The 13,125-nt window shown below is 74.0% G+C and carries 16 protein-coding genes; 8 read left to right on the top strand and 8 right to left on the bottom strand.

What is annotated here, in order from left to right; genetic code table 11:
• Positions 1 to 171: 171 nt before the first annotated feature.
• The 3 genes from IF27_RS30205 to IF27_RS12880 all read left to right on the top strand — a co-directional run bounded on the left by IF27_RS30205 (position 172) and on the right by IF27_RS12880 (position 2,478).
• Positions 172 to 963, top strand: a complete 792-nt coding sequence (locus IF27_RS30205) for a GOLPH3/VPS74 family protein (RefSeq protein WP_223291037.1) — start codon at positions 172 to 174, stop codon at positions 961 to 963.
• 267 nt (positions 964 to 1,230) lie between these two features.
• Entirely contained in the window at positions 1,231 to 2,094 is an 864-nt protein-coding gene (locus IF27_RS12885) for a helix-turn-helix domain-containing protein (protein WP_052849823.1), read from the top strand.
• Between the two features lie 168 nt (positions 2,095 to 2,262).
• Entirely contained in the window at positions 2,263 to 2,478 is a 216-nt protein-coding gene (locus IF27_RS12880; RefSeq protein ID WP_052849652.1) for a DUF397 domain-containing protein, read from the top strand.
• 170 nt (positions 2,479 to 2,648) lie between these two features.
• On the opposite strand, the gene IF27_RS12875 is transcribed toward IF27_RS12880, so the two are convergent.
• Positions 2,649 to 3,419, bottom strand: a complete 771-nt coding sequence (locus IF27_RS12875; protein ID WP_052849651.1) for an aspartate/glutamate racemase family protein — start codon at positions 3,417 to 3,419, stop codon at positions 2,649 to 2,651.
• 118 nt (positions 3,420 to 3,537) lie between these two features.
• On the opposite strand from IF27_RS12875, the gene IF27_RS12870 reads away from it, so the two are divergent.
• Both IF27_RS12870 and IF27_RS12865 read left to right on the top strand, forming a co-directional pair.
• A complete protein-coding gene (locus IF27_RS12870) occupies positions 3,538 to 4,083 on the top strand; it encodes a helix-turn-helix domain-containing protein (RefSeq protein WP_223291036.1) in 546 nt (181 codons plus the stop codon).
• 46 nt (positions 4,084 to 4,129) lie between these two features.
• Complete coding sequence (locus IF27_RS12865) at positions 4,130 to 4,849, top strand: class I SAM-dependent methyltransferase (protein ID WP_052849649.1); 720 nt, start codon at positions 4,130 to 4,132, stop codon at positions 4,847 to 4,849.
• Here the strand turns inward: IF27_RS12865 and IF27_RS12860 are convergent.
• A complete protein-coding gene (locus IF27_RS12860; protein ID WP_052849822.1) occupies positions 4,809 to 5,564 on the bottom strand; it encodes a Mut7-C RNAse domain-containing protein in 756 nt (251 codons plus the stop codon). The genes IF27_RS12865 and IF27_RS12860 overlap by 41 nt on opposite strands.
• A gap of 82 nt (positions 5,565 to 5,646) precedes the next feature.
• On the opposite strand from IF27_RS12860, the gene IF27_RS12855 reads away from it, so the two are divergent.
• Both IF27_RS12855 and IF27_RS12850 read left to right on the top strand, forming a co-directional pair.
• On the top strand, positions 5,647 to 5,868 hold the full coding sequence (locus IF27_RS12855) for a hypothetical protein (RefSeq protein WP_052849648.1): 222 nt from the start codon (positions 5,647 to 5,649) through the stop codon (positions 5,866 to 5,868).
• Between the two features lie 152 nt (positions 5,869 to 6,020).
• Positions 6,021 to 7,112 (top strand): LLM class flavin-dependent oxidoreductase, encoded by a 1,092-nt coding sequence (locus IF27_RS12850; RefSeq protein ID WP_052849821.1) that lies wholly within the window; start codon positions 6,021 to 6,023, stop codon positions 7,110 to 7,112.
• Here IF27_RS12850 and IF27_RS12845 read toward each other — a convergent pair.
• Positions 7,100 to 7,618 (bottom strand): PH domain-containing protein, encoded by a 519-nt coding sequence (locus tag IF27_RS12845; RefSeq protein WP_052849647.1) that lies wholly within the window; start codon positions 7,616 to 7,618, stop codon positions 7,100 to 7,102. The genes IF27_RS12850 and IF27_RS12845 overlap by 13 nt on opposite strands.
• A gap of 217 nt (positions 7,619 to 7,835) precedes the next feature.
• On the opposite strand from IF27_RS12845, the gene IF27_RS12840 reads away from it, so the two are divergent.
• Positions 7,836 to 8,483 (top strand): hypothetical protein, encoded by a 648-nt coding sequence (locus IF27_RS12840; protein ID WP_052849646.1) that lies wholly within the window; start codon positions 7,836 to 7,838, stop codon positions 8,481 to 8,483.
• 7 nt (positions 8,484 to 8,490) lie between these two features.
• Here IF27_RS12840 and IF27_RS12835 read toward each other — a convergent pair whose 3' ends face one another.
• From IF27_RS12835 to galT, 5 genes are all read right to left on the bottom strand, one after another.
• Positions 8,491 to 8,904 carry a GNAT family N-acetyltransferase gene (locus IF27_RS12835; protein ID WP_052849645.1) on the bottom strand — a complete coding sequence of 138 codons (414 nt, stop codon included), beginning with the start codon at positions 8,902 to 8,904 and terminating at the stop codon, positions 8,491 to 8,493.
• Between the two features lie 43 nt (positions 8,905 to 8,947).
• Positions 8,948 to 9,598, bottom strand: a complete 651-nt coding sequence (locus IF27_RS12830; protein WP_052849644.1) for a LuxR C-terminal-related transcriptional regulator — start codon at positions 9,596 to 9,598, stop codon at positions 8,948 to 8,950.
• Between the two features lie 259 nt (positions 9,599 to 9,857).
• Positions 9,858 to 10,994, bottom strand: coding sequence for a galactokinase (gene galK / locus IF27_RS12825; RefSeq protein WP_052849643.1), 1,137 nt, complete (start codon positions 10,992 to 10,994; stop codon positions 9,858 to 9,860).
• Positions 10,991 to 11,971 carry a UDP-glucose 4-epimerase GalE gene (gene galE / locus IF27_RS12820; protein WP_052849642.1) on the bottom strand — a complete coding sequence of 327 codons (981 nt, stop codon included), beginning with the start codon at positions 11,969 to 11,971 and terminating at the stop codon, positions 10,991 to 10,993. The genes galK and galE overlap by 4 nt, the downstream gene beginning before the upstream one ends.
• The gene (galT, locus tag IF27_RS12815) at positions 11,968 to 13,014 is read right to left on the bottom strand and encodes a galactose-1-phosphate uridylyltransferase (protein WP_052849641.1); all 1,047 of its coding nucleotides are present in this window, start codon (positions 13,012 to 13,014) and stop codon (positions 11,968 to 11,970) included. Before galT ends, galE begins: the two co-directional genes overlap by 4 nt.
• Positions 13,015 to 13,125 lie beyond the last annotated feature (111 nt).

Genomic DNA, 13,125 nt, shown 5'->3' with positions numbered 1-13,125 from the left:
GCCGGGTCCTGTGCACCTGGGTACGCCACGTCCGTGCCGACGGGTTTCTCCCGCCTGCCCTGGAGGACGACAACGACATATCTACGGGTTCCCGTCCATAGCGGCCACGCGCTCTCGACAGAACAATGTGAGAGGCGTCACCCTGTCTTTCATCCACGCGGGGAGGCATGGATGGGCAGGAGTCGTAGAACCATTCCGGAAGAGCTGCTGTTGCTCGCTCTGGACCCGACAACGGGCACCACAGCGCAGCCTCAGTCGCTCGACCTCGGCCTTGCCGGGGCACAGCTCGTCGAGCTGGCCCTGGCGGGTCGGATAGCCCCTGATGGGGACCGAATAGCCGTGATACTGGCACGGCCGACCGGAGATCCCACCCTGGACTCCGCTCTGGAACTGCTGCGCAGGCGCGGCAGCCCGGTGCGGGCCGTCCACTGGATCGGCGGGCCCAGACTGGGACTTCGCCAAACTTACCTCACTCATCTGGAACGCTGCGGCATGGTGCACGCGGTGGAGAACCAGATGTGCGGGGTGCTGCCGACGACCCGGTACCAGGCGACGGACAACGCCGTCAGCCGACAGATCCGGGCCCGTCTCGACACCGCGATCCGCACCGGCACACCGCCGGACGCGCGGACCGCGGCGCTCGCGGCACTGGCACACGCGGTCGGCCTCGGCAAGCACCTGTATCCCGGGAACGAGGGGCGGTCGTCCCGCTCCCGGCTCCGGGATCTGATCCGGCACGATCCGATGGGCGGACTGGTGGCGCACGCCGTCATGGACGTCCAGAACGGTGTGGCGGGCCAGGCCGCCGCCGCCCGGCGCCCGCAGCCCAGCGGCGCGCCACGGAAGGCAGGGCGCACTCCGGCGCCCGCGGCCATGGCTGTGGTCGGACAGCCGCCGTCGCCCGAGCAGATGAGGCGGAGAGGGGTGACACGCGCCACGGCACGTCCTTCGATGTCGCACTAGACGGCGCACCGGCGCATGCGCCGGAGCGCCCACGCGCCACCACACAAACACGTGCGAATCCGGACCACCGGGAGCCGCACCGTGAGCGTGGGGTGTGGCGACGGCCCCGGACGACGGCCGTAGCCACACCCCACGCTTGCCGTGGGGCGCGTCCGCACCGGTCCGATCATCGTCCTGTCGCCAATCGCCTGCGGCTGCGCCGCGTCGGATGGCACCCTGCTGGGGAGCGACAGGTACGTGATCGCTGACCGACGGAGGTGCAAGTCCGTGGCGGGCAATGTCAATCCCACAGTCAGGCGGCGCAGGCTCGGCCAGGAGTTACGGCGTCTCCGTGAGGAACGGGCGATGACCGCGGAGCAGGTCGCGGACCGGCTCCTGGTCTCCCAGTCCAAGATCAGCAGACTGGAGAACGGGCGCCGCAGCATCAGCCCGCGTGACGTCCGGGACCTCTGCGGCGTCTACGAGGTGGACGACCCGCGGCTGATCGACTCCCTCATGCAGATGGCCAGGGAGTCCCGGCAGCAGGGCTGGTGGCACGCCTTCGCGGAACTCTCCACCACCTACAGCGTCTACATCGGTCTGGAGACCGATGCCTCGTCGCTGCGCGTCTACGAACCGCAGGTCGTCCCCGGGCTGTTGCAGACCAAGGAGTACGCGGAGGCCGTGATCTCCGGCGCGCTGCCCGAGGTCGGGCCCGACGAGGTGACCAGCAGGGTCCAGGTCAGGATGCGGCGTCAGCAGCGGCTCTGGGACGACCGGAACCCGCTGCGGCTGTGGGCCGTGGTGGACGAGGCCGTGCTGCGCCGTGCCGTGGGCGGGCCGGAGACCATGGTCGAGCAGCTCCACCGGCTGGTGGAATGCGCCCAGCTGCCGAATGTGACGCTCCAGGTCATGCCCTTCTCCGCGGGAGCGCACCCCGGCGTGAACGGGCAGTACTCGGTAATGGAGTTTCCGGAGGCGAGCGATTCGACCGTCATTTATCTGGAGGGCGGCACGAGCGACCTCTATTTGGAGAAGCCGCACGACGTGCAGCACTACAGCGTGATGTACGAGCATCTGCGCGCCCAGGCACTGAGCCCGGACCACTCGCGGACGTTCATCGCCAAGTTGGCCGCAGATTACGGGAGTTGACGAGCCGGGTGCGGCGGGGAGCGGGGAGGGAATATACACGCTCGTGCCTGCGCCGGGTGGCGGAGTTCCGGGAGGAACCATCCGGTCGGGTGATGAAGTCGGTCGATTGCCGAGAGCGCCGGATACGGTCACGGGCGTTACTACCGACCGGCACCTTCCGGAGCAGACATGGCAATCGAGCACGGCATCACACGCACGTGGACACGGTCCTCGTATTCGGCGGGCAATGGCGCCTGTGTGGAGATGATGTCCCCGGCGGGCGATCTCCTGGCCGTCCGTGACTCCAAGGTTCCCGGCGGTCCCCGGCTCGGGTTCGCGCCCGGCTCCTGGTCGGCGTTCCTCGGCGTGGTGGGCCGGGCGGCGTTCGGCGGGAACAGCGGCTGACCACGGCCGGTGTCGTCCGAGGCCGGCCCGCCGCGCCCCTGGCGCGTCCTCGTGCGACACCGGCCCTCCCTTGCTCCCCGTTCGCCGTCGTTCCCTGATCCCCGCCCCGCCCTTCCCGCCCTCCCTCCGCCTCCCGTCCCGCCTGCCCGCGCCGGCCGGTCCTCCCCGCGTCAGCCGTCGCCGGGCAGCGGCCCCCCGCGCCAGCGCGGCAGCGGCCTGCGGCCGGTCGCGACCTCGAACGCCGCCTGCGCGGCGAGCCGCGTCGAGTCCAGGACCGGCAGGCAGACGTCCCCCGGCCCGACGAGGAGGGGTATCTCCGTGCAGACGAGGGCGACGGCGTCGCAGCCGCGCGCCGCCAGCCGGTCCACGACCCGTGCGTACGCCTGACGCGCCGCGGGGGTGAACCGCCCGTTCAGCAGCTCGGTGAAGATGATCCGGTCGATCGTCTCCCGGTCGTCCGCGTCCGGTGTCTCGGCCGCCATGCCCCACCGCGCGAACGCCTCGGGGTAGAGGGGGCCGTCCATCGTGAAGCGGGTGCCGAGCACGCCGATCCGCCGCCGCCCCTCGGCCGCCGCCCGCTCGGCCACCACGTCGGGCAGGTGGAGCCCCGGCAGCGGCAGGTCGGGGCCCGCCGCGCCGAGGGCGAGATGCGCCGTGTTGTCCGGGCAGACGAAGAAGTCGGCGCCCGCGCGGGCGAGGCGGGCCGCGCTCTCCGCGAGCGTGGCGCGGATCGCGAGGTGGTCCCCCGCGTCCCAGGCGGGCATCGAGCGGGCCAGGGGCACGAGGTCCAGCGTGACGTCCGGGTGGTCGTGCGGTCCGACGGTGGCGAACCCCTCCCGGCAGAAGGTGAGGAAGCAGTGGGCCGCCCCTTCCGCGCTGTGTCCGAGGATCCCGGCGTGCAGCGCGTCCGCCTCCGCCCCCGCCGTCGTCTGCTCCGACATGACCGCCCCCTTGTTCGCTGTGTCGAACTACCGTCCGTTACAGTGAACATCCTCGTCATCGTGTTCGTCAAGGCGAACGAATGGACTTCTCCAGCGAACACCCGAAGGAGTGACGTCCGTGGATCTCAACGCGACGATCGCCGCCTCGATCCGCCGGGAGCGTGCACGCGCCGGTCTCACCCTCACCGAGCTGGCCCGCCGCGCCCACCTCGCGAAATCGACGCTCTCGCAGCTCGAATCGGGCGGCGGCAACCCGAGCGTGGAGACGCTCTGGGCCCTGGCGGTGGCCCTCGACGTCCCGTTCAGCCACCTCGTGGACCCGCCGCGGGCGGCCGTCCGCCTCGTCCGCGCGGGGGAGGGCGCCCCGCACCACGCCGAGGACGCGGAGTACGCCGCGACGCTCCTCGCCGCGGGGCCTGCGCACGTCCGCCGCGACCTCTACCGGATCACGGCGGAGCCCGGCGACACCCATCTCTCCGCCCCGCACCGGCCGGGAACGGCCGAGCACCTCGTCCTCGCCACCGGCCGCGCCGAGGCTGGTCCGGCGGACGACCCGGTCGAGCTGGCCCCCGGCGACTACCTCGCCTACCCGGGCGACAGCCCGCACCTCTTCCGTGCCCTCGCCCCCGGCACGACCGCCGTGATCGTCATGGAACACCCCTGACCGTCACCCGACGTCCACTGTCAGTGGCGGATGGCACCATGCGGGCATGGACAGGCGAACGAGTGTCGTGGCAGCCCACTGGGACCGCACGGCGGCCACTTTCGACGAGGAGCCGGACCATGGCCTGCTCGACCCGGAGGTGCGGCGGGCGTGGTCGCGGCGGCTGACCGGCTGGCTGCCAGCGGCGGCGTGCGACGTGCTGGACGCCGGATGCGGCACGGGCACCCTCTCGGTGCTGCTGGCTGGAGCCGGACACCGCGTGACCGGCGTCGATCTCGCTCCGGCCATGGTCGCGGCGGCCGAGGCGAAGGCCGCTCGGACGGGCGCGCGGTCGGCCGTCTTCCTGACCGGCGACGCGGCCGATCCGCCCACCGGGCAGCGCCGCTTCGACGCCGTGCTTGCCCGGCACCTGCTGTGGACCCTCCCCGACCCGCACGCCGCGCTGCGGTCCTGGGTCGCGCGCCTGCGGCCAGGCGGGCGTCTGATCCTGGTCGAGGGCCGCTGGGAGCAGCCGTCGGGCGCGGGCCGTCCCTACGGGGGCGAGGCGGGTCCGCTGCCCTGGCAGGGTGGCGTCGGGGCGGCCGAGCTGGCGGAAGCCGTCAGGGCCGCCGTCCTCGACCGCGCGGGTGCGGCCGGGGAGGTGGACGTCACGGTCGAGCGGCTGGACGACGATCCGGAGCTGTGGGGGAGACGGGTCTCCGACGAGCGGTACGCCCTCGTCGCCCTCATACCCCCGGGTCCGCAGGACGAGGGGAGCCACCGCTGACGTACCGCAGCGCCTCGTCCACGACGCGCTCCAGGCGCGCGTGGTGCGCGCCGCGCCAGTAGACGCGCCCGCAGTCGGGGCACTCGGCGAAGACGTCGTAGGAGCGGCTGGTGCCGCCTTCGAGCCGGTCGCTCACCGCGTCCTTGTCCGCCTCGCGCAGCTCGCCGTTGCACGCGGTGCACCGCGTCCAGGGGGCGAGCGGCGGGGCGAAACGGTCGAGCACCTCGCGGACCTGCTCGTCGGGGTGCGTGGAGCCCACGTGGGCGCCCGCCCACAGCTCGCGCCGCCGTAGCAGGCCCAGGTCCCGGGACAGGAGGACGCGGCGCTCGGCCGCCGACCAGGCGGCCAGGGCGGCGTCACCCGGGTCGGGCGTCGTCCAGGCGGTGTCCACGCCCAGCAGGCGGAGTCTGCGGGCGAGCGTGCCGAGGTGCACGTCGAGGAGGAAGCGCAGCGGTGCGCCCGGGACGCGCTGGGGGAACGCCACCGGCAGCACGTCCACGGCGTCCCCGGCCCGCGCCACGTACGAGACCGGCACCTCGCGGCCGTTCACGAGCAGGCGGCCGACCTCCGTCAGCGGCACGCCGAAGGACTCCACGACGTGCCCGAGCGTGGCCGCGCCGTCCGTCACGACGGGTACGCGTCCCCCACGGCGGGCCGGGGCCGCGAACTGCCGCAGCTCCGGGGCGAGGGCGATGGTGATCCCGGGTCCCTCCACGCGGCCAAGCATGCCACCGGCGGGCCGGACCGTGTGCGGGGCGGCCCGGCCGGGCATACGCTGGCACCAGGGAGGTGGCGATATGTCCGAGACGCCCGGCACGCCCGAGACGCCCGACTGGAACGAGGCTCCGCAGGAGCCGCCGACCCCGGACGCCCTGCTGCACAGCGGTGGCGACCAGCCCGTCGATCCCGAGGACCTGGTGCGGCTCAGCGGTCGCGAGCCCACGCCGGAACTGATCGAGGAGGCCAGGCGCACGCTGGAACGCGAGGGCCCGGCGGCCGTCGAGCGCTACCTGCCCTGACGGCGGGGCGCGCCGCACGGAATGTTCGCGCGCCCGCCCTGGTTGTGCGAGGGAGACCCGCACCGACCAGGAGGCGTACCAGCGTGCCCGCAGGAGCCGACGACACCGACGCGACCGACGAGTACGGCGAGACCGGAGCAGCCGCCTGGGCCATCCCCGGCGCGGCCACGGCACCGGCGGACGAGATCAGGGGGGCGCCCTTCGGCACGGCGCCGGTGCCCCTGTCCGTCCTCGACCTCGCGACCGTCGGCAGCGGCATGACCGCGACCGACGCGCTGCGCGCCACCACCGCGCTCGCCCGCCTCGCCGAGCGGCGCGGCTACCACCGCTTCTGGGTCGCCGAGCACCACTCGATGCCCGGCGTCGCCAGCTCCTCGCCGACCGTCATCCTCGGCCACCTCACCGCCCACACCGAACGCATCCGCCTCGGCTCGGGCGGCGTGATGCTGCCCAACCACTCGCCGCTCGTCGTCGCCGAACAGTTCGGCACGCTGGAGGCCCTGGCGCCAGGACGCGTCGATGTCGGCCTCGGCCGCGCGCCCGGCACCGACGGCGCCACGGCCGCCGCGCTGCGCCGGGGGCGGACGGACGGCCCCGACGAGTTCCCGCGCCAGGTCGCCGAACTCTCGCGCTTCCTGGACGACGACTACCCGGACGGCCATCCGTACGCGCGCGTCCACGCCGTGCCGGGCCCCGTGCAGGGCACGGTCCCCGGCGGCGTGCAGTCGCCGCACCGCCCGCCCGTCTGGCTGCTCGGCTCCTCGGGATTCAGCGCGGAACTGGCCGCCCAGCTGGGCCTGCCCTTCGCCTTCGCCAACCACTTCTCGGCGGCCAACACGCTGCCCGCGCTCGACCTCTACCGGCAGACGTTCCGCCCCTCCGCCCTCCTCGACGAGCCGTACGCCCTCATCGGCGTCTCGGCCCTGGCCGCCGACACGGAGGCGGAGGCCCTGCGGCAGGTGCGGACCGGCGCGCTGTCCATGGTCAGGCTGCGCACCGGGCGCGCCGGTCTCGTGCCCACCCCCGAGGAGGCCGAGAGCCATCCGTACACGCCCATGGAGGAGGAGATGGCCGAGGGCTGGCTGGCCAACGTCGTGCACGGCACGCCCGACGCCGTCCGCGAGGGCCTGAACGCCCTCGCCAAGCGCACCGGCGCCGACGAACTGATGCTCACCACCCAGGCCCACGGCCCGCAGGCGCGCCTGCGCAGCTACGAACTCATCGCGGACGCCTACCAGGTCTGACGGCCCGTCGCCCCACGCTCCAGCCGCCGCGCCAACTCGGCGGCGTCCCGCGTGAACCCGGTCACCAGCAGGCCGCCGCCGTCCCGGAAGCGCACCCGGCAGTGCACGTCGGCCCCGACGGCACGCGCGGCGGCCTGCTGCCGTCCCGACTGCTCGACCGACGTGATCTCCGCCCACGGCACGGCCCGCTCGCCCCCTGGCCGCCGCCATACGACGCCGCGCTCGTGCAGCACGAACACCTCGCCGCGCGTCCGCCGTGCCCGCACGGCACGCGGCACCCCGTAACAGAGCGCCAGCAGCCCGATCCCCAGCGGCGCTCCCGCGACCGTGTTGGGCCCCGAGACGTCGTCGGCGCCGAACCACCAGACCAGCAGGGGCACTCCGGCCGCCACACCGAGCACCCCGACCGCCAGCGCCACGGCCGCGACCCGCGCGCACCGGCCGCTGTCCGTCGGATGCTCGCTCACCACACCGCCGAGCGACGCCGCTCCCGCCTCGGCCGTCATCGAACCGCCACCCCTCGCTCCCGCCCGGCCACCTGGCGTCAGTCTGTCGGCCGGGCGGGTACGTGGGCAACGCCGCGACGGGTATCCGCCGACACTTCCGCCCGAAGGGGTGGTAATCGGCGCCCCAGGAGCCGCTTTCAGGACCGATGTTGGTGACCTGGGAACGAAGTACTAGGGTTCGGCCGTTGTATCTCGCGCTACCGAACGGGGAAGCACCATGGCACAGCGGGTGCACCGGCCGGGCCTGCCCGGCGACCTGAGCGGGCCACGCCGCCTCTGGGCGCGGGCCGCCACCCTGGGCCTCCTTGCCACGGCGGGCATCGGCGGCGACACGTACGAGGCCACAGGCGACCGCCTGCGCTGCGTCAATCCCGACGGCAGCTACTGGTGGACCCTCACGCTGCACGGCGGCGGCCGGGCCGTGTTCAGCGGCCAGGACGCGGACGGCAGCCAGGGCCACCTGCGCGCCGAGCCCGTCGAACTCCTCGCCACGGCCCCCTCCTGGCTCCCGCAGGACGAGCTGCGCGCCCGGCAGACCGCCCGTGAACTCGGCTACGTCTACTGGTCGGACGGCGCAGGGTGGGCCCGCGCCCCCTACCCCGACGACCTCGCGGACGACGGGCTGGAGCTCTCGGCCGGCTGGGTCGGCGACGACGAGGAGGTCGCCGAGGAGCTGTGGGACGCGGCAGGAGGCGGCGACGACATGGCCGACGCCGTGCTCGCGTTCCTCGACCGCGCGGAGACCCGCACGGTGGACGCCGACGCCGTGAAGGCGCTGCTGGACGCCTGCTCGCCGAAGGAGCCGCCGTCCGTCGAGGCCGCCCTCGGCTTCGCCGTCAAGGCCCGCCTCACGCCCGGGGCCTGAACGCCCGTCACAGCCGCACGAGGCCCGCCCCCGTCGGCCGGAAGCCGCACGCGTCGAGGTAGAACTCCCGGTACTTCTCCTCGAAATCGACGTGCAGCCACTCGCACCCGGCCGCCCGCGCGTTCTCCACGGCGCACGCCACGAGGTCACGCCCCACGCCGCGGCGCTGCTCGGCCGTCGCCACGACGGTGTCCAGCACGAACGCGTGCCCCGACCCGTCCCAGGCGACGTTCACGAAGCCGACCAGCGCGCCGTCCGCCGCGCGCCGCGCGCAGACCCATCCGAGGCTGAACCGCTCCAGCTGCGCCCGCCAGTCGAAGTCGGCCGCCGGAGGATGCCCGAACCCGTCGGCGTGCAGTTCCTCGACCTCGGCGTTCCCGAACTCCCCACGCCACGCGTACGACACCGTCGTCATCGTCATGCCGACACGGTACGTGGATCGCCGCGTTCCCGCCCCTGCCGTGTCAGTCGGCCGGAGGGATCCCTGCGCGGCGGGCCAGGGCGACGGCGGCGAGCGTCGAGTGGACGCCCAGCTTGCTCAGCACGTTCTGCATGTGGGTGCGGACCGTGTGGGGCGACAGGTAGAGCCGCTCCGCCACGGCCTTGCGTCCCATTCCGGCCAGCATGCAACGCAGCACTTCGAGTTCACGGGGCGTCAGGGCGTCCACCAGCCGCTCGTGCTCGGTGCGGTGGCGCCGGTCGCGGTCGAGTTCGCGCAGGACGCCGGTCAGCAGCGCCGGGGGGACGTGCGTCTCGTCGCGCAGCGCGCCCCGGACGACCAGCAGCAACCGGGCGAGGGAACTGTCCTTCGCCACCCAGCCGCGCGCCCCCGCCGACAGCGCCTGCGCCGCGAGCCGCGCGTCGTCGGCCGTGGCGAGCATGACGGTGCGCAGGTCGGGGAAGCGGTCCCCTGCGGCGGTGAGCAGCGCGCCGTCGCCGTCGAGTTCGACGTCGAGCAGCAGGATGTCGTACGCCGTCCGTTCGAGATGCTGGAGGGCGGCCTGCGGGGTGCCCACGGCGGCTGCCTCGACGTCCTGTTCTGCGCCGAGGGCGGTGGCCAGGGACTCGGCGAAGATCCGGTGTCCGTCCACCACCAGCACCCGGATACGGTCCACTGCGCTGCCCTTCGAGAGCCCGGGGGAGCGGGGAGACGGTGGGTGGCGGCGGGCATCGGCGGGTACGGACGCCACGCCCGGCGGTCGTTCCGGCCGTACGGCCGCCGCCGTACCGCACCGATGCCGGTCGCGGGCACGCACCCGCCGCTCTCGCCCCCTGAAACAGCACCGGCCCCCACCGGTGCTGCCCCTCAGACTACGTGCGGCACGCCCGGCCGGGCAGTGGTTTAACAGAAGTAACCCGGGAAGAACCGCGCGGTCAGAGGGGGAGCCGGCGCGCGCCCGCGGACGGGACGGCGGCGAAGACGCGCGGCGCGCGCAGCCCGGCGTCGGCGAACGCCGCCAGGACCGCCGCGCCGACCGCCTGCGCCGCCTCTGCGTCCACGAGGACGACCGCCGAGCCGCCGAATCCGCCGCCCGTCATCCGCGCGCCCAGGGCGCCCGCCGCGCCCGCCGCCGAGACGACGAGGTCGAGTTCCGGGCAGGAGACCTCGAAGTCGTCGCGCAGGGAGGCGTGTCCCTCCGTCAGGACGGGGCCGATGGCGCGGGGGCGGCCCGCGTCGAGGAGGGCGACGACCCGCTCGACGCGCCGGTCCTCCGTCACCACGTGCCGCACGCGGCGGCGTACCACCGGGTCCGTCAGCCGGGCGAGGGCGTCGTCGAGGCGGTCGGGCGGCACGTCGCGCAGGAACGGCACGCCGAGGGCCGCCGCGCCCGCCTCGCACTCCGCGCGCCGCCGCGCGTACGCCCCGTCGGCGTGCGCGTGCGTGACGCCGGTGTCCACGACGAGCAGCCGCAGGCCTGCCTCCTCCATGGCGAACGGCACCTGGCGCCTGGTCAGGTCGCGGGTGTCGAGGAAGAGGACGTGCCCGGCCGCGCAGGCGGCCGACGCCATCTGGTCGAGGATGCCGCAGGGCATGCCGACGAAGTCGTTCTCGGCACGCCGGGCGACGCGCGCGAGGGCGTCGGGGGTGAGCCCGAGCCCGTACAGGTCGCCGAACGCGAGGGCCGTCACCACCTCAAGGGCGGCCGACGACGACAGGCCCGCGCCCACGGGGACGTCCGACGTGAAGTGGACGTCGGCGCCGCCCAGGGCGTGGCCTTCGCCGAGCAGCGCCCACACGACCCCGGCCGGGTAGGCGGCCCAGCCGCCGGGGCGGCCGGGCTCCAGGGCGTCGAGGTCGAGCGTGGTCACGCCGCCCGCGCCGTCCGCCGAGTGCAGGCGCAGCAGCCGGTCGGGGCGGCGCGAGACGGTCGCGACCGTGGAGTGGGGGAGGGCGGCGGGGAGGACGAAGCCCTCGTTGTAGTCGGTGTGCTCCCCGATGAGGTTGACACGTCCTGGCGCGGCCCAGCGGCCTTCCGGCGGGACGCCGAACACGTCCTCGTGGGAGGTCATCCCGCGCTCTCCTCCCGCCGGGCGAACGCCCACGCGTCCGCGATGATGCCGTCCAGGTCGGTGCGGCTCGGGCGCCATCCGAGGCGGTCGCGGGCGCGGTCGGCGGAGGCGACGAGGACGGCCGGGTCGCCGGGGCGGCGGGGGGACGCCGTCTCGGGGACGGGGTGCCCGGTGACGCGGCGGGCGGCCTCGACGACCTCGCGGACCGAGAAGCCGTTGCCGTTGCCGAGGTTGCAGATCAGGTGCTCGCCCGGGGTGGCGGCGCCGAGGGCGAGCAGGTGGGCCTCGGCGAGGTCGGCGACGTGGATGTAGTCGCGGACGCAGGTGCCGTCGGGCGTCGGGTAGTCGGTGCCGTAGACGGAGATCGACGGGCGGCGGCCCTGGGCGACCTGGAGGACGATCGGGATGAGGTGGCTCTCCGGGTCGTGCCGTTCGCCGAAGGTGCCCTCGCCGGTGTGGTGGGCGCCCGCGACGTTGAAGTAGCGCAGGGAGACGGCGGCGAGGCCGTGGGCGTGCGCCTCGCTGGTGATCATGTGGTCCACGGCGAGCTTGCTGGCGCCGTACGGGTTGGTGGGCGCGGTGGGGAAGTCCTCGGTGATGGGGCTGCCCGCCGGTTCGCCGTAGACGGCGGCGGTGGAGGAGAAGACGAGGCGGCGCACGCCTGCGTCCCGCATGGCGGTGAGCAGTTCGAGCGAGCCCGCGACGTTGTTGCGCCAGTACTTCCCCGGGTCGGTGACGGACTCGCCGACCTGGGACGAGGCCGCGAAGTGCAGCACGGCGTCGAAGCCGCCCACGCCGAGCAGGCCCGCGGCGTCCTGCACGCGGCCCTCGACCAGCTCGGCGCCCGGCGGCACGCCCTCCTTGAAGCCGGTGGACAGGTCGTCGAGGACCGTCACGCGGTGTCCGGCCGCCAGCAGATGGGCCGCGACCACGCTGCCCACGTAGCCCGCGCCGCCCGTCACCAGATACGTGCTCACTTGTCCGTCGCCACCTCTCGCAGCCGGTCGGCCGCGGCCTCCGGCAGCACGTCGTTCACGAAGGCGCCCATGCCCGACTCCGATCCGGCGAGGTGCTTCAGCTTGCCCGGGCTGCGGCGGATCGTGAACAGCTCAAGGTGCAGGGCGAAGTCCTCGCGGTCATCGATGCCGAACGGCGCCTGATGCCAGCCGGAAATATACGGTGTCGCGTCGGTGGTCCCGCCGAAGATCCGGTCGAAGCGGCGCAGCAGTTCGAGGTAGACGGCGGGGAACGCGGCGCGCGCCCCGTCGTCCAGGGCGGGCAGGTCGGGGACGCGGCGGCGCGGGTAGAGGTGCACCTCGTAGGGCCAGCGCGCGGCGTGGGGGACGAACGCGGTCCAGTGGGCGGTGTCGAGGACGACGCGGCGGGCGGCGGAGCGTTCGCCGTCGAGGAGGTGGTCGTACAGGTTGGCGCCGGTGGCGGCCCGGTGGGCGCGGACGGACCGCAGGGCGCGCGCGGTGGCCGGGGTGACGTACGGGTAGCCGTAGATCTGGCCGTGCGGGTGGCCGAGGGTGACGCCGATCTCGGCGCCGCGGTTCTCGAAGCAGTACACCTGGCGTACGCCGGGGTGCTGGGCCAGTTCCGCGGTGCGGTCGGTCCAGGCGTACAGCACCAGCGCCGTCTGTTCCTCGGTCAGGTCGGCGAACGACGCGTGGTGGTCGGGGGTGAAGCAGACGACCTCGCAGCGTCCTGTGCCGTCGCCGAAGGACGGGAAGCGGTTCTCGAAGACGGCGACCTCGTAGCTCGTGGCCGGGATCTCGGTGAGCCGGTCGCCCCGGGTGGGGCAGAGCGGGCACTGGTCGGCGGGCGGGCGGTAGGTGCGGTCCTGGCGGTGGGCGGCGTAGGTGACGTGGTCGTCGAGGAGCGGGTCGTGGCGGATCTCGGAGCGGGAGGGGGCGGGGGAGAGGGGGCGGCGGTCGAAGGCGTCGCGGACGGCGTCGTCGTGCGCGTCGTAGTAGATCAGCTCACGGCCGTCGGCCAGCCGGGTCGCGGTCCTCTTCATCAGCAGTCCAGATCCAGCGAAGTCCAACAGAATCAAACATTAGGCAGCATACAGTGCGGTACGCGCGGTGAGGAGGGGGCGCCGGCCGCCTGATGGCCAAGCAACTTGCGC

Source organism: Streptomyces avicenniae (genome assembly GCF_000719135.1).
Taxonomy (GTDB): domain Bacteria; phylum Actinomycetota; class Actinomycetes; order Streptomycetales; family Streptomycetaceae; genus Streptomyces; species Streptomyces avicenniae.
The sequence above is the reverse complement of the archived record's forward strand: the minus strand, read 5'-3'. Positions and strand labels throughout refer to the sequence as shown.

Bases quoted from the DNA above. Each gene is read 5' to 3' on its own strand.
- galK (WP_052849643.1), bottom strand. From the start codon at position 10,994: ATGACCTCCCACGAGGACGTGTTCGGCGTCCCGCCGGAAGGCCGCTGG.
- IF27_RS30205 (WP_223291037.1), top strand. From the start codon at position 172: ATGGGCAGGAGTCGTAGAACCATTCCGGAAGAGCTGCTGTTGCTCGCT.
- IF27_RS12875 (WP_052849651.1), bottom strand. From the start codon at position 3,419: ATGTCGGAGCAGACGACGGCGGGGGCGGAGGCGGACGCGCTGCACGCC.
- IF27_RS12855 (WP_052849648.1), top strand. From the start codon at position 5,647: ATGTCCGAGACGCCCGGCACGCCCGAGACGCCCGACTGGAACGAGGCT.
- IF27_RS12840 (WP_052849646.1), top strand. From the start codon at position 7,836: ATGGCACAGCGGGTGCACCGGCCGGGCCTGCCCGGCGACCTGAGCGGG.
- IF27_RS12835 (WP_052849645.1), bottom strand. From the start codon at position 8,904: ATGACGATGACGACGGTGTCGTACGCGTGGCGTGGGGAGTTCGGGAAC.
- IF27_RS12845 (WP_052849647.1), bottom strand. From the start codon at position 7,618: ATGACGGCCGAGGCGGGAGCGGCGTCGCTCGGCGGTGTGGTGAGCGAG.
- galT (WP_052849641.1), bottom strand. From the start codon at position 13,014: ATGAAGAGGACCGCGACCCGGCTGGCCGACGGCCGTGAGCTGATCTAC.
- IF27_RS12865 (WP_052849649.1), top strand. From the start codon at position 4,130: ATGGACAGGCGAACGAGTGTCGTGGCAGCCCACTGGGACCGCACGGCG.
- IF27_RS12880 (WP_052849652.1), top strand. From the start codon at position 2,263: ATGGCAATCGAGCACGGCATCACACGCACGTGGACACGGTCCTCGTAT.